This is a genomic window from Rhizobium sp. O111, assembly GCF_055616315.1.
This window is the reverse complement of the sequence record NZ_JBSHXL010000001.1, coordinates 1,483,697-1,504,102: the sequence shown is the minus strand read 5'-3', so window position 1 is coordinate 1,504,102 and position 20,406 is coordinate 1,483,697. Positions and strand designations below refer to the sequence as shown.

22 protein-coding genes are annotated in these 20,406 nt (G+C 61.5%); 10 read left to right on the top strand and 12 right to left on the bottom strand.

The window, feature by feature from the left end; all coding sequences use genetic code 11:
• Positions 1-58 precede the first annotated feature (58 nt).
• The gene (gene queA, locus ACVTFQ_RS07690) at positions 59-1,141 is read left to right on the top strand and encodes a tRNA preQ1(34) S-adenosylmethionine ribosyltransferase-isomerase QueA (protein WP_111565063.1); all 1,083 of its coding nucleotides are present in this window, start codon (positions 59-61) and stop codon (positions 1,139-1,141) included.
• On the top strand, positions 1,142-2,272 hold the full coding sequence (gene tgt, locus ACVTFQ_RS07685; RefSeq protein WP_111565064.1) for a tRNA guanosine(34) transglycosylase Tgt: 1,131 nt from the start codon (positions 1,142-1,144) through the stop codon (positions 2,270-2,272).
• A 9-nt stretch (positions 2,273-2,281) separates the two neighbouring features.
• Here tgt and ACVTFQ_RS07680 read toward each other — a convergent pair whose 3' ends face one another.
• From ACVTFQ_RS07680 to rutA, 7 genes are all read right to left on the bottom strand, one after another.
• Positions 2,282-2,710: a DUF4864 domain-containing protein gene (locus tag ACVTFQ_RS07680; protein ID WP_112437415.1), complete on the bottom strand. Its 429-nt coding sequence runs from the start codon at positions 2,708-2,710 to the stop codon at positions 2,282-2,284.
• Between the two features lie 80 nt (positions 2,711-2,790).
• Complete coding sequence (locus ACVTFQ_RS07675) at positions 2,791-3,099, bottom strand: hypothetical protein (RefSeq protein ID WP_111565066.1); 309 nt, start codon at positions 3,097-3,099, stop codon at positions 2,791-2,793.
• 110 nt (positions 3,100-3,209) lie between these two features.
• On the bottom strand, positions 3,210-3,719 hold the full coding sequence (locus tag ACVTFQ_RS07670; protein WP_162718277.1) for a flavin reductase: 510 nt from the start codon (positions 3,717-3,719) through the stop codon (positions 3,210-3,212).
• A gap of 27 nt (positions 3,720-3,746) precedes the next feature.
• Positions 3,747-4,538: a pyrimidine utilization protein D gene (gene rutD / locus ACVTFQ_RS07665; RefSeq protein ID WP_111565068.1), complete on the bottom strand. Its 792-nt coding sequence runs from the start codon at positions 4,536-4,538 to the stop codon at positions 3,747-3,749.
• Between the two features lie 14 nt (positions 4,539-4,552).
• Complete coding sequence (rutC, locus tag ACVTFQ_RS07660) at positions 4,553-4,942, bottom strand: pyrimidine utilization protein C (RefSeq protein ID WP_111565069.1); 390 nt, start codon at positions 4,940-4,942, stop codon at positions 4,553-4,555.
• 26 nt (positions 4,943-4,968) lie between these two features.
• Positions 4,969-5,706 carry a pyrimidine utilization protein B gene (gene rutB / locus ACVTFQ_RS07655; RefSeq protein WP_111565070.1) on the bottom strand — a complete coding sequence of 246 codons (738 nt, stop codon included), beginning with the start codon at positions 5,704-5,706 and terminating at the stop codon, positions 4,969-4,971.
• Positions 5,703-6,791, bottom strand: coding sequence for a pyrimidine utilization protein A (gene rutA / locus ACVTFQ_RS07650; RefSeq protein WP_047511950.1), 1,089 nt, complete (start codon positions 6,789-6,791; stop codon positions 5,703-5,705). Before rutA ends, rutB begins: the two co-directional genes overlap by 4 nt.
• A 71-nt stretch (positions 6,792-6,862) precedes the next feature.
• Between rutA and ACVTFQ_RS07645 the strand changes: the two genes are divergently transcribed.
• Both ACVTFQ_RS07645 and ACVTFQ_RS07640 read left to right on the top strand, forming a co-directional pair.
• Complete coding sequence (locus ACVTFQ_RS07645) at positions 6,863-7,078, top strand: hypothetical protein (protein ID WP_162718301.1); 216 nt, start codon at positions 6,863-6,865, stop codon at positions 7,076-7,078.
• 145 nt (positions 7,079-7,223) lie between these two features.
• A complete protein-coding gene (locus ACVTFQ_RS07640) occupies positions 7,224-8,996 on the top strand; it encodes an ABC transporter ATP-binding protein (RefSeq protein ID WP_111565071.1) in 1,773 nt (590 codons plus the stop codon).
• Between the two features lie 110 nt (positions 8,997-9,106).
• Here the strand turns inward: ACVTFQ_RS07640 and ACVTFQ_RS07635 are convergent, their stop codons facing one another.
• The 4 genes from ACVTFQ_RS07635 to ACVTFQ_RS07620 form a co-directional block, all read right to left on the bottom strand.
• Entirely contained in the window at positions 9,107-9,886 is a 780-nt protein-coding gene (locus tag ACVTFQ_RS07635) for an ABC transporter ATP-binding protein (protein WP_047511947.1), read from the bottom strand.
• A 631-nt stretch (positions 9,887-10,517) separates the two neighbouring features.
• Positions 10,518-11,891: an ISNCY family transposase gene (locus ACVTFQ_RS07630; RefSeq protein WP_112989474.1), complete on the bottom strand. Its 1,374-nt coding sequence runs from the start codon at positions 11,889-11,891 to the stop codon at positions 10,518-10,520.
• Positions 11,892-12,008: 117 nt separating this feature from the next.
• The gene (locus ACVTFQ_RS07625; RefSeq protein ID WP_112983333.1) at positions 12,009-13,022 is read right to left on the bottom strand and encodes an IS30 family transposase; all 1,014 of its coding nucleotides are present in this window, start codon (positions 13,020-13,022) and stop codon (positions 12,009-12,011) included.
• 164 nt (positions 13,023-13,186) lie between these two features.
• The gene (locus tag ACVTFQ_RS07620; RefSeq protein WP_047510531.1) at positions 13,187-13,807 is read right to left on the bottom strand and encodes a TetR/AcrR family transcriptional regulator; all 621 of its coding nucleotides are present in this window, start codon (positions 13,805-13,807) and stop codon (positions 13,187-13,189) included.
• Between the two features lie 110 nt (positions 13,808-13,917).
• Here ACVTFQ_RS07620 and ACVTFQ_RS07615 point away from each other — a divergent pair, with 110 nt between their 5' ends.
• Complete coding sequence (locus tag ACVTFQ_RS07615) at positions 13,918-14,214, top strand: putative antibiotic biosynthesis monooxygenase (protein ID WP_111561517.1); 297 nt, start codon at positions 13,918-13,920, stop codon at positions 14,212-14,214.
• Positions 14,215-14,381: 167 nt separating this feature from the next.
• Positions 14,382-15,179: a creatininase family protein gene (locus ACVTFQ_RS07610; RefSeq protein WP_111561561.1), complete on the top strand. Its 798-nt coding sequence runs from the start codon at positions 14,382-14,384 to the stop codon at positions 15,177-15,179.
• Positions 15,180-15,203: 24 nt separating this feature from the next.
• On the opposite strand, the gene ACVTFQ_RS07605 is transcribed toward ACVTFQ_RS07610, so the two are convergent.
• Positions 15,204-16,154 (bottom strand): LysR family transcriptional regulator, encoded by a 951-nt coding sequence (locus ACVTFQ_RS07605; RefSeq protein WP_111561516.1) that lies wholly within the window; start codon positions 16,152-16,154, stop codon positions 15,204-15,206.
• Positions 16,155-16,337: 183 nt separating this feature from the next.
• On the opposite strand from ACVTFQ_RS07605, the gene ACVTFQ_RS07600 reads away from it, so the two are divergent.
• The 4 genes from ACVTFQ_RS07600 to ACVTFQ_RS07585 all read left to right on the top strand — a co-directional run bounded on the left by ACVTFQ_RS07600 (position 16,338) and on the right by ACVTFQ_RS07585 (position 20,406).
• Entirely contained in the window at positions 16,338-17,354 is a 1,017-nt protein-coding gene (locus ACVTFQ_RS07600) for an ABC transporter substrate-binding protein (protein ID WP_047510616.1), read from the top strand.
• Between the two features lie 66 nt (positions 17,355-17,420).
• Positions 17,421-18,251 (top strand): ABC transporter ATP-binding protein, encoded by an 831-nt coding sequence (locus ACVTFQ_RS07595; RefSeq protein WP_018899841.1) that lies wholly within the window; start codon positions 17,421-17,423, stop codon positions 18,249-18,251.
• Complete coding sequence (locus tag ACVTFQ_RS07590; protein WP_111561515.1) at positions 18,251-19,093, top strand: ABC transporter permease; 843 nt, start codon at positions 18,251-18,253, stop codon at positions 19,091-19,093. The genes ACVTFQ_RS07595 and ACVTFQ_RS07590 overlap by 1 nt, the downstream gene beginning before the upstream one ends.
• A complete protein-coding gene (locus ACVTFQ_RS07585) occupies positions 19,093-20,406 on the top strand; it encodes a cytosine deaminase (RefSeq protein WP_111561514.1) in 1,314 nt (437 codons plus the stop codon). Before ACVTFQ_RS07590 ends, ACVTFQ_RS07585 begins: the two co-directional genes overlap by 1 nt.

The following is a 20,406-nucleotide window of genomic DNA, read 5'->3' as shown; positions in this document are numbered from 1 at the left end:
GCGAGAGCGCGGGGCGGGTTTCGCTTTGCCTGGACCAGCCTTCCCCGGAACTGCCCTTATGCGCGTAGACCTTTTCGATTTCGAGCTCCCCGATGAGAGGATCGCTCTGCGGCCCGCCGAGCCGCGCGACAGCGCGCGCCTGCTGGTCGTCGATCCCAATGGCGAAACGCAGCTCTCCGATCACCGTGTTTCCGACCTGCCGTCCTTCCTGAAGGCAGGCGATGCGCTGGTGTTCAACGACACCAAGGTCATTCCGGCGCAACTCGAAGGCATCCGCCACCGTGAGGGTGCGGGCGGCCAGCAGGTTTCGGCGACGCTGCACATGCGGGTCGGCGCCAATCGCTGGAAGGCGTTTGCCAAGCCCGGCAAGCGCATCAAGGTCGGCGACCGGATCGCCTTTGGCCATGGTGGCGAAAGCTGCCTTCTCGGCTCGCTCGACTGCACCGTGGAAGAAAAGGGCGACGGCGGCGAGGTGACGCTGGCCTTCGATCTGTCGGGCCCGGCGCTCGACGAAGTCATCCATTCCGTCGGCCATATTCCGCTGCCGCCCTACATCGCCGCCAAGCGCGCCGAGGACGAGCGCGACCGAGCCGACTACCAGACCATCTATGCCCGCGAGGATGGCGCTGTCGCCGCACCCACCGCCGGGCTGCATTTCACGCCCGAACTCTTCGCAGCGCTCGACAAGGCCGGTATCGAGCGGCATTTCGTGACGCTGCATGTCGGCGCCGGCACATTCTTGCCGATGAAGGTCGACGATACCGACGACCACAAGATGCATCTCGAAAGCGGCTATGTCAGCGGCGAGACGGCCGCCAAGCTCAATGCCGTGAAGGCGAGGGGCGGGCGGGTCGTTTGCGTCGGCACCACGTCGCTGCGGCTGATCGAGAGCGCTGCACAGGACAGCGGCGAGATTCGCGGCTGGGCGGGCGCCACCGGCATCTTCATCACGCCTGGCTACCGCTTCAAGGCGGTCGATGTGCTGATGACCAATTTCCACCTGCCGCGCTCGACGCTGTTCATGCTGGTCTCGGCCTTTGCCGGCCTGGAGACCATGCATGCGGCCTATGAACATGCCATTTCCACAGGCTACCGCTTCTATTCCTATGGCGATTCCAGCCTTCTTTTCCGGAAAGACTAGATGACCGAGAACTTCCAGTTCACCCTCAAGAAGACCGATGGCGGCGCCCGTCTCGGCGCAGTTTCCATGCCCCGCGGCACGATCCGTACGCCGGCCTTCATGCCCGTCGGCACCGTCGGCACCGTCAAGGCGATGTATCTCGACCAGGTGCGCGAGGGCGGCGCTGACATCATTCTCGGCAACACCTATCACCTGATGCTGCGGCCGACGGCCGAGCGCGTGGCGCGGCTTGGCGGCCTGCACAAGCTGATCCGCTGGGATGGGCCGATCCTGACCGATAGCGGCGGCTTCCAGGTCATGTCGCTTTCCGGTCTGCGCAAGCTCGACGAGCAGGGCGTGACCTTCAAGAGCCATGTCGACGGCAGCCTGCACCACATGTCGCCGGAGCGCTCCATCGAGATCCAGGGGTTGCTCGACAGCGATATCCAGATGCAGCTCGACGAATGCGTGGCGCTCCCCGCTGAGCCGCGCGAGATCGAGCGCGCCATGGAGATGTCGCTGCGCTGGGCCGAACGCTGCAAGGTCGCCTTCGGCAACCAACCGGGCAAGGCGATGTTCGGCATCGTGCAGGGCGGCGATATTCCGGCTCTGCGCGTGCGCTCGGCAGCCGCACTCGCCGATCTCGACCTCAAGGGCTACGCGGTCGGCGGCCTTGCCGTCGGCGAGCCGCAGGCTGTCATGCTGAAGATGCTCGAGGAGACGCTGCCGGTCCTGCCGACCGAAAAGCCGCGCTACCTCATGGGCGTCGGTACGCCCGAGGACATGCTGCGCTCTGTCGCGCGCGGGATCGACATGTTCGACTGCGTGATGCCGACCCGTTCCGGCCGCCACGGCCTGGCCTTTACCCGCCGCGGCAAGGTGAACATCCGCAATGCCCGTCATGCCGAGGATATGCGGCCGCTCGACGAGCAGTCGAACTGCCCGGCGACGCGCGACTATTCACGCGCCTATCTGCACCACCTCGTGCGCTCCAACGAGGCGCTGGGCGGCATGCTTCTCTCCTGGAACAACCTCTCCTACTATCAGGAACTGATGCAGGGGATCCGCAAGGCAATCGCCGAAGGTCGCTTCGCCGACTTCATGGCGGAGACGGAGGCCGAATGGGCTAAGGGCGATATCGATCCGGTTTGATCGCGGTCGTTATATCCCCTTGCTTTCCGTATCCGGCAGGATCTGGACGCCGCCGATCTCGTAGCTGCCATCCGGCTGACGGATGACCTGGTAGATCGCCGTCCAGTCCTTGCCGTCGCGGCCGGAGATCAGCACCTCGTGGTAGATCATCGCGCCGTTGTCGATCGAACGGCTGCGGCCGAAGGCGTAATTTCCGGGGTGATAGACCGGCTCGTAGCTCTTCTTGACCATGGCGAAGAAAACGTTCTTGTCGGGATAGACGGCCTTGATGCCGGGGGCGGCGTAGGAATAGGCCGCTTCCGGATCGTCCTGCAGGAACGCCTTGATCTGCGCCTCGATCATCGACCGCGTGGTATCCAGCGGGTCTTCCGCGCGCGCTGGAGACAGCGTGAAAATCGCGGTGAGACTGAGGATGAGGACTGCGAAGAAGGCGCGCATCGGCATATCTCCCACTATCCCGTGGCCATAGCCGCCACCCCTTGGATTGTAGGGCTTTCAGCGCGCAAGGAAAGAGGCAATCAGAGCCGGCCGCGTGCGAATATTCGAGATAGGATCAGGCCGGCTATGAGCACACCGGCGGCGATGAAGATGGTGTCGATCGGGGTGCCGATATAGAGCGGCCCGACATTGGCGAAGAGCAGGAAGGCGACGACGAAGTTAGCCCAGCCCCACACGACATTCAGCTCCGCCGAGCTCTCGCCGGCACCTGACATGCGCACGAATGGCGTGCGGAACGGCCGGCCGCAGACGCCGTTGACGAAGTGCGGAATGCCGTTCGTCATGATAGCGGCGGCAAAGAAGTGAACGATAAAGGCGATCCAGGGCATCGGCGTCTCCAAGATGGTCATCCTGGCGACGCGACGTCAGGTCACGCTACGGTATGAGCCAGAATTCCGGCAGGAACGCGTTGACCTAAGCTCTTGTTCCGTATGAGGGATCAGATCGTGTGATAGCGGCGATCGAAATAGATCAGCGCCTGGCCGCCTTCGTTCTCCTTGATGGCGACCACCTCGCAGATCAGGATGTCGTGGGTGCCGCCATCGGAGACCGACTTCACCTTGCAGTCGAGCGAGATCAGCGCGTCGTCAAGCGCCGGCGCGCCTGTTTCCAGCACCGACCAGCTCGCGCCTTCGAACCGTTCCTGCACCGGGGTCTTGCCACCGAAGCGTCGGCTCAGATCCTCGTGGGCGTGCGACAGCGTGTTGACGCAGAGCACACGGTTGGCGTTGACGGCCGGGTAAGCGGAGGAGCCGCGATTGATGCAGACCAGAAGCGTGGGCGGATCATCGGTGACGCTGCAGACGGCGGTTGCCGCAAAGCCCGCAAGGCCGGCCGGGCCATCGGAGGTGACGACGTTGACGGCGGCGCCGAGACGGGCCATGGCGTTGCGGTAGTCCTGCTTGCGCTGGTCGGGAACCGTGGCGGTTGCGGTTACGTCCGGGATCATTTTGGCTGATGCTTGCATATCGGGGTCCTAACGGATTTCGGATCTCGCGTCACGAAGGAAGCGCAGCATGGTGTCGTTGAAGCTCTTCGCCTCCGTCACGTTGACGGCGTGGGCGCCGAAGTCCGTCAGCGCGAGTTCTGCATGCGGCAGCCCCTCGGCGAGGCGGACCGATCGGGTGTAGGGGACGAGGAGATCGTCGCGGGTGGCCATGACCAGCGTGTGGGCAGCAATCTCTGACAGCCGGTCGTCGAGATCGAAGGCCCGGAGAGCCGCGATACGACGCAGGATATTGGTCTTGCCCTGGAAATGAGCGATGGCGTGCCGCTCCTCGGCATCGAGACGCTCGGCATTGTCGGACATCCAGACCGACGGATAGAGAAAGAGCGGCTGCGCCTTGACGAACATCTCGACGCCCGACCGTTCCAGAAGCTCGATCCTGACATCGAAGCAGCGGCCGGAATGCGGGTCCGCCTTGCTCCAGGCGTTGACGAGGATGAGCTGGCCGATCATGTCGGGGCGGCGGAGCGCGATATCGAGCCCGATTAGCCCGCCGAGCGCGTGGCCCATGAAGTCGAAACGTTCGATGCCGAGTTCCAGCGCGATCTCCAGCACATCATCGGCCATGGCGGCGATGCCGCCCGCCTCGGGCACCTCACCGCCGGTGCGGCCGGTGCCGCGATGATCGTAGGTGACGACGCGAAAATCGGCGGATAGCGCCTCGATCTGCGGCGCCCAGTAGCCGCCCGAACCGCCGAGGCCGGAGGACAGGATGATGGTGCGGGCGCCGGCATGGGTCTGGCCGTGTATGTCGAAATGCATCTTGCTGACTTTACTCACTTTTTTCCGATATGGGCGACGGTCGCGATCTCGACCAGCGCGTCGGGTTTCACCAGGCCGCACTGAACGCAGTAGCGGGCCGGCTTGTCGCCGGGGAAATACTCGGCATAGACGGCGTTGACGGCCTGGTAGTTGGCCCAGTCGGTGACGAAGATGTGGTTCATGGTCACGTCCTCCATCGTGCCGCCGGCCGTCTCGATCACCGACTTGATGATCTCGAGCACATGGCGGGTCTGGGCGCCGGCATCGCCGACATGGACGACATCGTTGTTCTTGTCGAAGGGCAGGGTGCCGGAGACATAGACGATGCCGTCGGCAAGCGTGCCCGGCGAATAGGGGGCGATCGGCTTCTGGGTTCCCTCGGGGACGATGATCGATTTTGGCATGATGTGTCCTCTTCTATTGTTCTTAATCAGGCTTCGGTGGGCGCTGCTTGTGAGATGACGCCGCAGAAATCGTTGACGGTTGAGACCCAGCCGAAGAACTTCTCGACGTTGTAGACGGTCGCCTGCTGGATGAAATCAGGCCCGAGGTGATGGGTGGCGTCTTCGAGCATCACGCCGAAATATTCGAGATGGAAGGCATCGCGCAGCGAGCTCTCGACGCAGACATTGGTGGCGATGCCGACAAAGACGAGGTTGCGGATGCCGCGGGCGCGCAGCACGCTGTCCATGTTGGTGTTGAAGAAGCCGCTGTAACGGGTTTTCGGCACCAGGATGTCGCCGGGCTGCGGCTGCAGCTCGTCGACGATCGCGTAGTCCCATGTGCCCTTTGCCAGAAGCTGGCCCTGCAGCTCCGGCCGCTGGCGCATGGTCTTCAGCGCATTCGACTTGTGATAATTGGGCGAGCCCGGACCGCCGGCCTCGACATAATCCTTGTCCCAGCCGTTCTGGAAATAGATGACCTGGACGCCCGCGGCGCGTGCGGCGTCGAGCGTCTTCTTGATGTTGGCGATCGTGCCCTTGGCGCCGGCGATATCGAAGCCGGCCAGATCGACATAGCCGCCCTCGGTCGAATAGGCGTTCTGCATGTCGACGACCACGACAGCTGTCTCGCTCGGCTTCAACGTGATCGGCTCGGGGCGGGCGGGGAGGGTGACGCTTTGCGTCCGCTCGCGCGGCGCCTCGTATCCAACAGGTGCGACGCTCATTCGGCGGCCTCCAGCATTTCGGTCACATGGCGGCGGCTCTTCATCAGTGGCTGAACGTATTTGCCGAACTTCTCGACGCCTTCGACGAAATCGTCGAACGTCAGCATGACGCCGCCGGTGCCGGGCACGGCGGCCATCTCGTCGAGCATGGCTGCGACCTCCTCATAGGAGCCGATCAGCGTGCCCATGTTGATATTGACCGCCGAGACCGGGTTCGACATGTGGCGAACATTGGTGTCGGAACCGGATTTGGTATCGGCGGCACTCTGCAGGCCAAGCCACTTGATCGCTTCCTCGTCGGCGCCTGCCTTGTAATGCTCCCATTTCGCCCAGGCGTCCTCCGACTTCTCTTCTGCAAGCACCATCGTCAGGACGAAGGAGCGCACGTCGCGTCCGGTCTTTGCCGTTGCGTTGAGAAGGCGCTGGTTGGTCGAGGCGAAGGCCGTGGGCGTGTTGACGCCAACGCCGAAGCAGAAGCTGTAATCGGCATAGGCGGCGGAGAATGCCATGCCCTTGTCGGACGAGCCGGCGCAGATCAGCTTCACGCTTTCGGGCACCGGCTTCATCCGGCAATCGTCCATCTGGAAGAACTTGCCCTTGAGATCGGACTGGCCTGTTGTCAGTAGGTCCTTGAGGACGGTCGTGTATTCGCCGAGATATTCGTAACGGTCGCCGAAATAGTCGTCGCCCGGCCACAGGCCCATCTGGCTGTATTCCGGCCGCTGCCAGCCGGTGACGAGATTGACGCCGAAACGACCACCGGAAATGCTGTCGATCGTGGTCGCCATGCGCGCAACGATCGCCGGCGGCATGACCAACGTCGCGGCCGTGCCGAAGAGCTTGATCTTCGACGTAACGGCGGCAAGGCCGGCCATCAGCGTGAAGGATTCCAGATTGTAGTCCCAGAACTCCGTCTTGCCGCCAAAACCGCGGAGCTTGATCATCGACAAGGCAAAGTCGAAGCCGTATTTCTCGGCCTTCAGCGTGATCTCCTTGTTGAGCTCGAAGCTCGGCTTGTACTGCGGCGCGTTTTCCGACAGCAGCCAACCATTGTTTCCGATCGGGATGAAAACACCGATTTCCATATCTGCTCTCCTCTTGAGGCAATGGCGCAAAGGATCTGGTTCGGCATTTTCAATGCAGGTGGCGTGCCAGATTGACAAACATCAACGAAATCATGGCGATGCCGTATGATCGGGCTGAATTTATTTATCGTTTGGTCAATTTTTTACCGAACGATAAATTTCGTGCCGAAAAAGCAGACATTGCTGCTCAAATTTTTGGCCGCACTCGATCCTGCCTGAATATTCCGCAAATCCGCACAGCACCGTTGCCACGCACAACCTCGGGACGCGGTCTCACCAAGAAGTAACTTGACTTTTTGATGCCGGATTTGGATATCGGGCAAATCCTTGAAGCGGCTGGCCTTTGCCAGGGCGCACTGTCTTCCACACAGTTGCATTCAGCGCCTGATTGCGCGCCGCAAGCTTCTTATTTTGATTGGGGAGGGCTCGCGGATGAGCACATCGTCGCTGCTGAAACGCTTTGCCGGCTACTACAGGCCGCATCGCGGGCTTTTCGTGCTCGACTTCGGCAGCGCGGTGACCGCGGGCCTGCTGGAGCTTGCCTTTCCCGTCGCCGTCACGATGTTCATCGACAGGCTGCTGCCGACCGGCCAATTGGGCCTGATCGGACTGGCTGCCATCGGGCTGCTGGCGATCTATGTCGTCAACGCCGGGCTGCAAGTGATCGTCACCTATTGGGGCCACATGCTTGGCCTGAAGATAGAGACGGAGATGCGGGCGAGGGCGTTCGATCATCTGCAGAAGCTGTCCTTCTCCTATTTCGACAACCAGAAGACCGGCCATCTCGTGGCGCGGCTGACCAAGGATCTCGAAGAGATCGGCGAGGTCGCGCATCACGGGCCGGAGGATATCTTCATCGCCGTGATGACGCTGGTCGGCGCCTTCATTCTGATGTGGTGGGAGCATCCGCCGCTGGCGATCGTGACCGCGCTGATCGTACCTCTGACGGCCTATGTGACGACGCGCTACGGCCGCCGGATGACGAAGACCTGGCATTCGCTCTACGGCCGCGTGGCGGATTTCAACGCCCGCATCGAGGAGACTGTCGGTGGCATTCGCGTCGTCCAGGCCTTCGCCAACGAGGACCACGAGCGCAAGCTCTTCGCCGTCAACAATGCCGGCTATCTCTCGACCAAGCTGCAGGCCTATTGGGCGATGGCGGCTTCAACGTCGCTCTCCTATCTCTCGATGCGCTTCGTGCAGGTGGTCGTGATGCTCGTCGGCGCCTGGTACGTCACCAGGGGCGAGCTGTCGGCCGGCGGCTTCGTCGGCTTCCTGCTTCTCGTCGGCGTCTTCTTCCGGCCGATCGACAAGATCAATTCGGTCATCGAGACCTATCCGAAGGGGATCGCCGGCTTCCAGCGCTATACTGCGTTTCTCGACACCGATCCCGATATCGCCGATCGGCCCGACGCCCGCAACATGCCACGGTTGACGGGCGATATTCGCTACAGCGACGTGCGCTTCGCCTACCAGACCGGAAAGCCTATTCTCGACGGGCTCGACCTAACGATCAAGGCGGGCGAGACGATCGCCTTCGTCGGTCCATCGGGGGCAGGCAAGACGACCGTCTGTTCGTTGCTGCCGCGCTTCTACGACGTCACCAGTGGCGCCATTTCCATCGATGGCGTCGACATCAGACAGATGACGCTGGCGTCGCTGCGCTCGAGCATCGGCATCGTGCAGCAGGACGTGTTCCTGTTTGCAGGCACCATGCGCGAAAACATCGCCTATGGCAGGCTCGGCGCGACCGAAGCCGACATTCTCGATGCGGCCCGCCGGGCCCGTCTCGACGAAGTGATCGCCGGCCTGCCGGCTGGACTGGAAACCATCATCGGCGAGCGCGGCGTCAAGCTTTCCGGTGGCCAGAAGCAGCGTCTGGCGATCGCCCGCATTTTCCTGAAAAACCCACCGATCCTCATTCTCGATGAGGCGACCTCGGCGCTGGACACGGAGACCGAACGGGCGATCCAGCAATCGCTGGCGGAGCTGTCTCAAGGCCGCACGACGCTCGTCATCGCGCACCGGCTGGCGACGATCACCGAGGCGGACCGGATCTGCGTGATCGACAAGGGCAGGGTGGTCGAAGAAGGCAGCCACCGTGACCTGCTGCGGCGCGCGGGGCCTTATCGGCGGCTGCATATGGCGCAACAGACGAGCGCGCCCGACGATGATGGGGCGCCTGACGAGAAGAAGCTGGCGTAAGCTCTGACGCTGAGATCTTCACCTTAGGGCAGGATCGCAATTCTCTCGTTTAATCCGATGCTTGGTCGGCTATGTTGCTACAAAGCCGGCCATGCCAGCACCTCATGACGCTAGAGCAGGTAGCTGACCGGCTCGTTGCTGACGGGGTGCGGGAAGACGCCCATTTCGACGCCGAAGACCGACTTCAGCACATCCGACTGAACGATCTCGGCAGGCTTTCCGCGCGCCGAAATCCTGCCGTCGTTCAGAGCCACCAATTCGTCGCAGTAGCGCGCTGCGAGATTGATGTCGTGGAGAACGACGACGATCGTCAGGCCCCGCTCGTGGCTCAGCTCGCGCAGCAGCGACAGGACGCCCGCCTGATGGGCGAGGTCGAGCGCGGAGGTCGGTTCATCGAGCAGCAGGCAGCTGGCGTTCTGCGCCAGCATCATGGCGATCCAGGCGCGTTGACGCTCGCCGCCCGACATGTTGGCAACGAGACTATCGGCGAAACGCTCCAGATCCGTGCGCCGGATGGCATCCTCGACCAGATCGCGATCGGCCTGCGTGAAGCGTCCGAGCGTGCCGTGCCACGGAAAACGGCCGAGCGCGACAAGCTCGCGCACCGTCATGCCATCGGTGGCGGGGGTGAACTGCGGCATATAGGCGATTTCGCGGGCAAAAGCGCGCCCGCCCCAGCTCGCGGCCGGCTTCCCCTGGAGCGCAACCGCGCCCGAGGTCGGATCGACCTGGCGGGCGATAGTCTTCAGGAGCGAACTCTTGCCCGAACCATTCGGCCCGACAAGCCCATAGACGCGGCCGGCCTCGAGCGTCAGATCGACACCGCGCAGAATCTGCTTCTTGCTGGCCTCGTAATGGATCTGCGACAGAGTGAGAAATTCGGCGGGCATGATGGCATCTCCGGCTACGTGCGTATGGCGCCGGACATCCGGATCGCACGGATGTAAGTGCAAAAGTTCACTGGCGATGTCAACTTATGTGGTGATGGGAATAGGGTGCGGCGCGGCGTTTTTCCTTCGCGGGTGAACGATGCTCGCTAAGCCTCTGCAAGGATTGCGTGAACCACCGCTTGCGCTCTGAGCATGGTATCAGGTCTCTGCGAAAGGCTCATGAATACGGTTTCGACCTTCACCAGGTAGTTGACGACTTCAGCGGCCGGCGCACCTTGGCGAAAACGTCTACGCAGACGGAAACAGCACATCTGGATCTGTAAGGTTGTTGTGAGCTCATGACCAGCGGCGAGGGTCAACTTGTGATTACAACCGATATGCGATTTTTCGAAGGGAGGGCTCTGAAATCATTGGCATGTCGCACTTCATCCTTGAACCCACCCCCTTAGACACTTTGTGGCAGCCATGTTGAAATGTCCGCCGATATGCAAAGTAGAAATGTCCGACTGGTCGCTACACGGCACACCGACCAGCCCCGATCGGAGCGGCTAATCCCGCTTGCAAGATCAGATCGGGGCGGGTGGCAAACACACCTCTTCGGCTTTAGCTTTGAGGTTATTCGACCTTCAGCTCACTCCGCGGCTGCCTGCTTCAACAGCGCCTTTTTGCGCCGCGCAATCACCGCGGGATCATTCATGAAATCCGTGCTCCGTCCCGGCTTTCGACCCCGTGGCTGGTAACCGATCTTCTCGCTATTGGTCTTGACGACCGGCGGCACATGCTGGTCCTGACGCTCCTTGACGTAAGCCAGAATATCACCGAGCCGCTTGTTCTCGGTAATTGCCGCATGCGTTACCCGCTGGTCCTTGTCGAACACCGTGTAGGGCAGGGAGTACCCTTTCCACCTCACATCCAGGCGACCGTCCGCATGAGAATAGGTCTCGACATAGCGCCCCACCAGCCCACGCGTCACATCGGTCTCCTCCAGCATGATCCGCTGGCGCTCAAACGAAAACGTCAGCTGCGATCCAACATAGCGCTGCTCGCGTTTGCACAGGATCTCCGTCAACCGATCCGGCGCCAGATTTATCGGCCGATGCAAATCATCAGACCGGGCAGGGGTAACCGCAAAACGCGCATTGTAGTCCTCCATGAAACCAGGCAAAAACGTGTTGCCGGCCTCCATGCTGTCGATGCCGCAAAGCCTGAGCTCCTTGACCAAGCGGTCCTGCAGCGTCCGGTTCATGCGCTCGACACGACCCTTGGCCTGGCTCGAATTTGCGCATAAAATCTTGATGTTTAACTCGCAAAGTGCACGCCCGAACTGGGTCATGCCCTGGCCACCTTTGGCATCCTTCTTCGCCACCCGGAACACCGAATGTTTGTCCGAATAAAAGGCAATCGGCGCGCCGTGACGGTGGAGATAGAGCTCCAGCGCCTCGAAGTAGGTGAAGGCACTTTCGGAACGCACAAAGCGCAACTGCATCAGCCTGCCGGTCGCATCGTCGACAAACACCAGCAGTGAACAAGGCGGCCCGCGATCCTCAAACCAGCGATGCTCCGACCCATCGATCTGCACCAGCTCGCCATCGGCTTCGCGTCGAAGCCGCGGCTGATGAAACGTCCGGCGCTGCTTGCGTGACAGCCACAGTCCAGCATCGACCATCCATCGCCGCAGCGTCTCGCGTGACACCCGAAGTCCATCGCGCTCAGCCAACTTCTCCGTCGCCAGGGTCGGACCGAAATCCGCATAACGTTCGCGAACCAGCGTCATCGCATAGTCGCGAACGCCATCGCTGATCCGGTTGTTCGATGGCCGGCCGATCGCCTTGTGCCGGATCGACGCCGCGCCACCAGTCCGTATCCGCTCCAGCAGTCGACGCACCTGGCGCTCGCTCAGATCAAGCACGTGCGCCGCTGACACCGTGGTCATCCGCTCGGCAACCACCTTCGATAAAACCTCGATCCGCTGCAGATCACGCTCGCTCATCGCAATCAGTCCCATCCGCAATCTCCCACGCATCCTTCAGACCCGGGGAGTGTGACATTCCAACTTTGCAGAAACAGGACATTCTAACTTTGCGGTGCTGGTTCCAACTTGAATGCAACGCTACTTCGAAACCTACACGCATTGCCTTTCCAGAGCCAATAGATGTCTACTGAACATCTCCCTTGGCGTTTGAAATCCTAGGCACTTGCGCGGCGTGTCATTCAGCCTGTTACACAGGGAACGGATCTCCTGATTGCTGACATCCAGCACGACCGTTTCTGGCGGCAGGTATCGTCGAACACGCTTGTTTGTGTTCTCGACCGTGCCCTTCTGCCAGGGAGCCTGGGGGTCGCAGAACCAGGCGGTCGTTCCCATGCCGTGCTCGAGCTCGCGCCATGACACGAACTCCAGTCCTCGATCGAATGTCAGGCTTTGCCTGGCTTGGACGGGCAGGGGTGCGAGATGCCGGATCAACTGGTTCATGATCGGCTTCGAGCGCCGGTCATTGTTGCGAAACAGCAGAGTGTAACGGCTCTTGCGCTCCACGACGGTGGCGATGTTTGCGGCGCCATGCTCCTTTCTGAAGATCATCAGATCCGCTTCCCAGTGACCGAATTCACTTCGGGAATTGATGATGTCAGGTCTGTTGCGAATGGCGCATTCCATTGGAAATACGAGGTTTCTTGGTTTGCGTGCATATCTCGGCCGCCGTCTGCGGCGTCGTTCAGGCAAGTGACGCGCCAATTGCTGATCCTGGCCTTCCTGCGAATAGACGTACTGATAAATTGTCTCATGGCTCAGCCGGGTGGCGGCACCACCGGCAAGCCGCAGCCGCCCGGAAATCTGTTCCGGAGACCAGCCATCCTTCAAGCGATCTATCACGGCGGCACACAGACCAGGATCGCGCAGCAGCTTACGGTATTTGCGGCGCCGGTCGACCGCCATCCCATGTGCAGTGACGTGCCAGTATCCTTCGGCAATCGGAACGTCACGATCACGCCAGAAATTGCGTCGCAGTTCCCGGCAGATCGTTGAGCGATCGCGGCGAAGGGCGCGCGCGATCTCCGCTTGACTGATCTTCTTCTCATGCATCCGCGCGATGATGCGGCGTTCATCCAAACTCAACTGCACAAAAGAGCGGGCCATTCCATCCTCCTGAAACCATGGCCATTATTGTCCTCGTTGCATTTGAAAATGGAATCTGCCCCGGCTACACACTTTTATCGCATAAGATAGATTATGGAACAATCAGATGTATGCGGATGCGTGAAACTGGCTCGAAATGCTCCGCAATCCGCCCGCTGCTTATCTCATCGCTTCCCACCTCGATCACCGCCGCTGCCCAATCCCCTGATCATCTGGCCAATGATGTTGTGGAGCTGTTGAGGATCGACGTTCAGCCGGCGGGTCAGCAAGCGGCTCCAGGCGAAGCCGGCCAGGAGTTCGATGGTGAGTTCCGGATCGACGTCGGCGTTGATCTCGCCTCGACGCTTCGCGCGGCGCACGAGTTCGGCGGTCTGGTCGATGCGTTCGGCCATATAGGTTCTGAGCGCAGCGGATGTCGTGGCGTCGCTTTGGGCTTCGGCGATGACGAAGCGGAAGATCGAGCCTGCCTCGCTGTCGCGCCAGTAGTCGAAGAGCGCGGTGACGAAGGCGAACAGGTCGCTTTCGATCGATCCTGTATCCGGAACCGGCTCGACGTGCTTCTGATCATGATAGACGTCAAGCAGAAGTGCTGCGCGCGATGACCACCAGCGATAGATCGTCGGTTTTCCGGCGTGCGCGCGCCTGGCGACGGCCTCGATGGAGAAGCCGCTCAATCCTGTCTCGCGCAGAATATCGGCGGCGGCCTTCAGGATCGCTTCTTGGCTCGCCGGATTGCGCTGCGCGCCAATCGACGTGCGTCGCTCGGACGTCAGTGTCGATGTCATGAAACTCCTCCGTTATCCCTGGCTTTCGTAGCACAGCGCAGACTTGAATGAAACGTATCGTTTCGTTATGGTTTAATCGAAACGATGCGTTCTTATAAAAGGGGAAAACCATGAGCGCCGACAACAATGATACCGCCACATCTTCGGGCGATGCGGGCAGGACGCCGCCGCACCGGCTGCCGAAGCCGTGCCGGTTTCGCCTGTCCTTCCTGCTGATCATCGCAGTCTATCCGCTGATTACGGCGCTTCTCTATATTCTGATGCCGCTCACCAGCAACTGGGAGACGTGGCACCGCACGCTGGTCATCACGCCCGTCATGGTGTCGCTGATCGTGTTTCTGGTGACGCCGACCATCCAGCAGCATTTCGGCTGGTATGTGCTGCGCATGCCGCGTCCCGAGCGGTAGAAGCGGGGCGGGGCGCCCTGCCCGGCATCTGCGCTGTGGCGCGCCCTCCTCCGTCCCGGTCGCGCATATCTCTCGCAAAAAGGCATCGGCACGAACGCAAATTGATGCTTTTCGCATGCCGGCTTAAGGCCTAGTCAATGTCCCATCAGATCGAAGAGGACACGGCGATGGCAACCCCATTTTACTGGAACGAGCTCAACACCTACGATTTCGCCGGGCTGTCCGCCGACACCACGATCGCGATCCTGCCGATTGCGTCCACCGAGCAGCATGGGCCGCATCTGCCTGTTGCGACCGATGTCGCCATCGCCAACGGCATGCTGCAGGAACTGCGCCGCCAGCGGCCTGAGGATCTCGACATATTGGTGTTGCCGACCCAGGAGATCGGCAAAGCCAACGAGCACGTTTATGGGCCGGGCACGCTGTCGCTCAGCGCCGAACTCCTCATTCCCGTCTGGACCGCGATCGGCGCGAAGGTGGCGGAAGCCGGCATGCGCAAGATGGTGATCGTCAATTCGCATGGCGGCAATGTCGATATCATGAGCATCGTCGCGCGCGAGCTTAGAGTGCGCTACCAGATGGCCGTGGTCTCCACGCAGTGGGGCCGTTTCGGCCATCCCGACGGGATGATCAGCGAGCATGAGACGCGCTACGGCATTCACGGCGGTGAGGTCGAGACGTCGCTGATGCTGCACTTCCGGCCGGATCTGGTGCGGATGGACAAGGCCGAGAATTTCACCTCGAAGGCCGAATGGATGCGCGAACAGTCGAAATTCATCCAGCCGCTGCCGCCGCATTCTCTTGCCTGGATCGCCCATGATCTCAATCCGAACGGCGTGGTGGGCGACGCCTCGCGGGGCACCGCCGAAAAGGGCGAGGCGATCTGCCGGCATCAGGTCAAGGGTTTCGTCGAGATGCTCGGGGACCTCAAGCGCTATCCGCTCTCCAATCTCTACAGCAAATAGGCCGCGGACCAGGCGGATATGTCGTCACGCGCCCGCTGATCTGTCGGGCGCGATATGGCCCTTGTCCTGCAGCTCTTGAACCAGCCCGGCAAGCTCGGCCAGGAGATATTCGACGAACAGGCTGGTTGCGGCGTCCAGCGGCGCGCGGGCGCGGGCGAAGAGCTTCATCGGCTGATGGCGGGCATGCGGTTCGGCGATCGGCCGGAACACCAGTTCGCCGGCACGGCATTCGGTCACCACGTCGAGCGGGTTCAGCATGGTCAGCCCTGCCCCGCATTTCACCAGTTTCTTCAGCATTTCCGAGGCGTTGCTTTCCAGCACCGGTTCGACGGACACATCAAGCCGCGCCAGCGCCAGATTGATGACGTCGCGCAGACTGGTACCTTGCTGCGCCAGCAGCAGCCGCTCCTGGACGACATCGCCGAGATTGATCGGTCCATCGCTGATCAGCCGGTGGCCGGGCGGCAGGACGATGCCGATCGGGATGTCGAAGCTTCCGAGCGAGCGAATGCCTGGTGTGGCCGGAATGTTGAAGCCGAGGCCGATGTCGACCTCGCCTGAAAGCACCGGATTGACCGTCGTCGTGCCGGCGTCGTTTCTGATCTGAAAATAGACGCGCGGATGTTCGGTCTGAAACCTTGTGATGATTTCGGCGAGCGGCCCGGATGCGAGACCCACCGTCGTCACCAGCCGCACCTTGCCGGCCTGTTGCATCTTCAGGCTTCTGATGCGACCTTCCAGGCGATCGTAATTCTTCAGCACCTCGCGGATATGCTCGATGCACAGCTCGCCTGCGGCCGTCAGTCTCAGCCCGCGCGGCAGGCGCTCGAAAAGCGGCGCTCCGATTTCCTCCTCGAGCGCCAGGATCTGCCGGTTGATGGCCGAGGATGCGACGTTTAGGCGGGCGGCGGCCTTGCGGATCGAGCCGGAGCGGGCGATCTCGTCGATGTATTGAAGCTTTCTGGAGTGCAGCATTCGACCCTCGGTGCATCTATTTTAAGCGTCGCGCACAAATTAGAAACAGGCGCGTTGTGAGATGCCAAAAAGGCATCGTTGCGCACGAATTTTGATGCTTTTCAAACAGCAAAGCAATCGCTCAAATGAAAGAAATGGAGCGCTGTCGAAGACGCTCCTTGGCCTCAAAGGGGAATGGCTGACATGTCCAATGCATTGAAGACGATGGCTTTTACGACGCTGCTCGGTCTCGGAACGGCGCTTTGCGCGGCCGCTCCCTCCTACGCGCTCGACAAGGTGAGCTACGGCACCAACTGGCTGGCGCAGGCAGAACATGGCGGCTTCTACCAGGCGGTCGCGGACGGCACCTACGCCAAGCATGGTCTCGATGTGACGATCGTCCAGGGTGGGCCGAATGCGGCCAACTCCGCACTGCTGATCTCCGGCAAGATCGACTTTTACATGGGCAGTTCACAGGGTGAACTGACGGCCGTCGAGCAGGGTATTCCGCTGGTCGATGTCGCGGCGATCTTCCAGAAGGATCCGCAGGTGCTGATCGCACACCCCGACGCCGGCGTCGAGAAGTTCGAAGATCTGGCGAAACTCAACACGCTGTTTCTCGGCAAGGATGGCTATCTCACCTTCTTCGAGTGGATGAAGGCCAACTATTCCGGCTTCAAGGACGAGCAGTACAAGCCTTACAACTTCAATCCCGGTCCCTTCATCGCCGACAAGTCCTCGGCGCAGCAGGGCTACCTGACATCCGAGCCCTATGAGATCCAGAAGCAGACGGGCTGGGAGCCGAAGGTCTTCCTGCTCGCCGACAACGGCTACAGCCCCTACTCCACGGCGATCACCACGACGCAGGCGATGATCGACGGCAAGTCCGACGTCGTGCAGCGCTTCGTCGACGCCTCGATCGAGGGCTGGTACAATTATCTCTATGGCGACAATGCCAAGGCCAACGAGCTGATCAAGAAAGACAATCCCGAGATGACCGATGGTCAGATCGCCTATTCCATCGCCAAAATGAAGGAATACGGGATCGTCGAGTCCGGCGAGGCGCTGGACAAGGGCATCGGCTGCATGACCGACGCGCACTACAAGAAGTTCTTCGACGAGATGGTCGGCATCAAGGTGCTGAAGGCAGACACGGATTACACCAAGGCATTCACCACCAAATACGTCTGCAAAGGCGTGGGCATGGCGCTGAAGAAGTAAGTCGGGCTTCCTCCTCTCCTGCGTGGAGAGGAGGCCCATTGCATACCCAGGAAACGAACGGACCTCATGACTTCATCGCAGCCCACCCCGTCAGCGACACCAGCCGAAGCGCGCAGGCGGCCGCTCGTTGCGATGAAGCAGGTCTCCAAGGTCTTTTCCAGCGGCACGGTCGCGCTCTCGGGCATGACGCTGACGGTCGAGAGCGGCGAATTCATCAGCCTGCTCGGTCCATCGGGTTGCGGGAAGTCGACGGCGCTGCGGATCATGGCCGGGCTCGGCGACGTGTCATCGGGGACGATCGACTGGCCGAGCTCGCGCATCAATTCGCGCGGCCTGCCGGAGGGCGATATCAGCTTCGTGTTCCAGGAGCCGACGCTGATGCCCTGGAAGAACGTGTTCGACAATGTGCACCTGCCGTTGAAGCTGCGCGGCGTTTCGAAAGCCGCAGCGCGGGCCGAGATTATGGCGGTGCTTGCGACCGTTGGGCTGCAGGATTTCGCCGAGGCCTATCCGCGCGAACTCTCGGGCGGCATGAAGATGCGCGTGTCGATCGCACGCGCACTGGTGACGAAGCCGAAGCTGCTCCTGATGGATGAGCCATTCGCGGCGCTTGATGAAATCACCCGGCAGAAGCTCAATGACGATGTGCTGCGGCTCTGGAAGGAGACCGGCATCACGGTGATCTTCGTCACGCATTCGGTGTTCGAATCCGCCTACCTCTCCAACCGCATCGTCGTCATGAAGGCGCGACCGGGGCGGGTGCATGCCGATCTGCCGCTCGTCACCAGTCTTGAGCGCGACGCACATTACCGCACCTCCGAGGAATACCGCCAGGCTTGCGAGACGGTCTCGCACTCGCTGATCGGCGCGATCAACGCCGCGAAGGAAGACCACTGATGGCAGATATCGCCGAGACACCCGCCATCGAGGTTGCCAAGCCGATCAATGCGCGCCGCCGCGATCTGGCACTGCGGATTCTCGTTCCGGTGCTGACCGTTGCGGCGCTGGTCGTGATCTGGTGGCTCTATGTCAAGCTGTCGGGCGTGCCGCCCTATATCCTGCCGGGCCCGGCCGCCGTGGCCAGCGCCTTCGTCAGCGATTGGGGTACGCTTGCCCCTGCCCTCTGGGTTACCACCAAGATCACCTTTATGTCGCTGATCCTGGCGCTGATCGGCGGCGTCGGCTTTGCCGTCTTTCTCGTGCAGTCGCGCTGGATCGAGATCGCGTTCTATCCGCTGGCGGTCATCCTGCAGGTGACGCCCGTCGTGGCGATCTCGCCGCTGATCCTGATCTATGCGCCGTCGACGCAGGTGGCGCTCTTGATCTGCGCCTTTCTCGTGGCCTTCTTCCCGATCCTGTCGAACATGGTGCAGGGGCTGAAGAGCGTCGATCACAATCTGATCAACCTCTTCGAGCTCTATGGCGCCTCGCGCTGGCAGACGCTGCTCTATCTGAAGCTGCCGGCCGCCCAGCCCTATTTCATGACGGGGCTGCGCATCGGCGGCGGGCTGGCGCTGATCGCCGCCGTAGTCGCGGAGTTCGCTGCGGGCTCGGCCGGCGCCGGATCGGGTCTGGCCTTCCGCCTGCTCGAGGCACAATACCGCATGAACATCCCTCGCCTCTTCGCCGCCCTGCTGATGCTGTCGTTGCTCGGCGTGGCGATCTTCGCGATCACCTCATTCATCTCCTGGCTCAGCCTGCACCGCTGGCATGAGAGCAGCCTGAAGCGGGAAAACTGATGACCTCTTCCTTCATGTCGCCGCCCAATTCCGCGCGCTTCGTGCTCAGCCACGCGACGTTGCCGGATATCGCCGTCTCGGGTTATGAGGGTGCCGCTGCCGAGGGGCTGGTGAAGGCCGATCTCGTGATCGAGGACGGGTTGATCGCGGCGATCCTGCCGCCCGGTTCAGCGCCGCAGGAGTTAGCGAAATCCGACATGCGCGACGGCATGATCTGGCCGTGTTTCGCCGATGTGCATACGCATCTCGACAAGGGCCATATCTGGGCGCGCAACAGCAATCCCGATGGCACCTTCATGGGCGCGCTGACCTCCGTCGGCATCGACCGCGCCACCTACTGGAACGCCGCCGATGTGCGCAAGCGCATGGAGTTCTCGCTGCGCTCGGCTTACGCGCACGGCACCAGCCTGATCCGCACGCATCTGGATTCGCCTTCTCCGCAGCATCGCATCTCGTTCGAGGTGTTTGCCGAGGTGCGCGACGCCTGGAAGGACAAGATCGCGCTGCAGGCGGCCGCCCTGTTTCCGATGGACGACATGGTCAACGAGGCCTATTTCGCCGAACTCGTCCAAATCGTTCGCGACACCGGCTGCCTGCTCGGCGGCGTGACGAAGATGAGCGCGAACCTCACCTGGCAGCTCGACACGCTGCTGAAGGCTGCCGCCGACAATGGGCTCGACGTCGATCTGCATGTCGACGAGACCGACGATCCCGGCGCCGAGACGCTGAAGGCGATCGCCGAGGCGGTGCTGCGCAACGGCTTCACCGGCAAGGTGACCGCAGGCCATTGCTGCTCGCTTGCGAGACAGGAGGACGCGCTGGCCAAGCACACCATCGAACTGGTGCAAAAAGCAGGAATTTCAATCATTTCCCTGCCGATGTGCAACATGTACCTTCAGGACCGTTATCCCAACAAAACGCCGCGCTGGCGTGGGGTGACGCTTTTCAAGGAGTTGGATGCCGCAGGCGTGCTGACAGCCGTCGCCTCCGACAATACGCGCGATCCCTTCTATGCCTATGGCGATCTCGATCCGGTCGAAGTGTTCCGCGAGGCGGTGCGCATCCTGCAGCTCGACCATCCGCTCGACAGCGCCGCGCGTGTCGTGACCACCTCGGCCGCCGATATCGCCGGACGCCCTGATATGGGTCGCATCGCTGTCGGCCTGCCCGCCGATCTCGTGCTCTTCAGCGCCCGGCGCTGGAGCGAATTTCTATCCCGTCCGCAGGCCGACCGCGTGGTGCTACGCCGTGGCAAGGTCATCGACCGCAGCCTGCCGGATTACCGTGAACTCGATAGCGTCGTTGGAGCCTGA

Bases quoted from the DNA above. Each gene is read 5' to 3' on its own strand.
- rutB (WP_111565070.1), bottom strand. From the start codon at position 5,706: ATGAGCGTCGCACCTGTTGGATACGAGGCGCCGCGCGAGCGGACGCAA.
- ACVTFQ_RS07635 (WP_047511947.1), bottom strand. From the start codon at position 9,886: ATGCCCGCCGAATTTCTCACTCTGTCGCAGATCCATTACGAGGCCAGC.
- rutD (WP_111565068.1), bottom strand. From the start codon at position 4,538: ATGCATTTCGACATACACGGCCAGACCCATGCCGGCGCCCGCACCATC.
- ACVTFQ_RS07670 (WP_162718277.1), bottom strand. From the start codon at position 3,719: ATGATCCCGGACGTAACCGCAACCGCCACGGTTCCCGACCAGCGCAAG.
- ACVTFQ_RS07585 (WP_111561514.1), top strand. From the start codon at position 19,093: ATGACCTCTTCCTTCATGTCGCCGCCCAATTCCGCGCGCTTCGTGCTC.
- rutC (WP_111565069.1), bottom strand. From the start codon at position 4,942: ATGCCAAAATCGATCATCGTCCCCGAGGGAACCCAGAAGCCGATCGCC.
- ACVTFQ_RS07620 (WP_047510531.1), bottom strand. From the start codon at position 13,807: ATGACATCGACACTGACGTCCGAGCGACGCACGTCGATTGGCGCGCAG.
- ACVTFQ_RS07615 (WP_111561517.1), top strand. From the start codon at position 13,918: ATGAGCGCCGACAACAATGATACCGCCACATCTTCGGGCGATGCGGGC.
- tgt (WP_111565064.1), top strand. From the start codon at position 1,142: ATGACCGAGAACTTCCAGTTCACCCTCAAGAAGACCGATGGCGGCGCC.
- rutA (WP_047511950.1), bottom strand. From the start codon at position 6,791: ATGGAAATCGGTGTTTTCATCCCGATCGGAAACAATGGTTGGCTGCTG.
- ACVTFQ_RS07595 (WP_018899841.1), top strand. From the start codon at position 17,421: ATGACTTCATCGCAGCCCACCCCGTCAGCGACACCAGCCGAAGCGCGC.
- ACVTFQ_RS07600 (WP_047510616.1), top strand. From the start codon at position 16,338: ATGTCCAATGCATTGAAGACGATGGCTTTTACGACGCTGCTCGGTCTC.
- ACVTFQ_RS07625 (WP_112983333.1), bottom strand. From the start codon at position 13,022: ATGGCCCGCTCTTTTGTGCAGTTGAGTTTGGATGAACGCCGCATCATC.
- queA (WP_111565063.1), top strand. From the start codon at position 59: ATGCGCGTAGACCTTTTCGATTTCGAGCTCCCCGATGAGAGGATCGCT.
- ACVTFQ_RS07605 (WP_111561516.1), bottom strand. From the start codon at position 16,154: ATGCTGCACTCCAGAAAGCTTCAATACATCGACGAGATCGCCCGCTCC.
- ACVTFQ_RS07675 (WP_111565066.1), bottom strand. From the start codon at position 3,099: ATGCCCTGGATCGCCTTTATCGTTCACTTCTTTGCCGCCGCTATCATG.
- ACVTFQ_RS07630 (WP_112989474.1), bottom strand. From the start codon at position 11,891: ATGGGACTGATTGCGATGAGCGAGCGTGATCTGCAGCGGATCGAGGTT.
- ACVTFQ_RS07610 (WP_111561561.1), top strand. From the start codon at position 14,382: ATGGCAACCCCATTTTACTGGAACGAGCTCAACACCTACGATTTCGCC.
- ACVTFQ_RS07640 (WP_111565071.1), top strand. From the start codon at position 7,224: ATGAGCACATCGTCGCTGCTGAAACGCTTTGCCGGCTACTACAGGCCG.
- ACVTFQ_RS07680 (WP_112437415.1), bottom strand. From the start codon at position 2,710: ATGCGCGCCTTCTTCGCAGTCCTCATCCTCAGTCTCACCGCGATTTTC.
- ACVTFQ_RS07590 (WP_111561515.1), top strand. From the start codon at position 18,251: ATGGCAGATATCGCCGAGACACCCGCCATCGAGGTTGCCAAGCCGATC.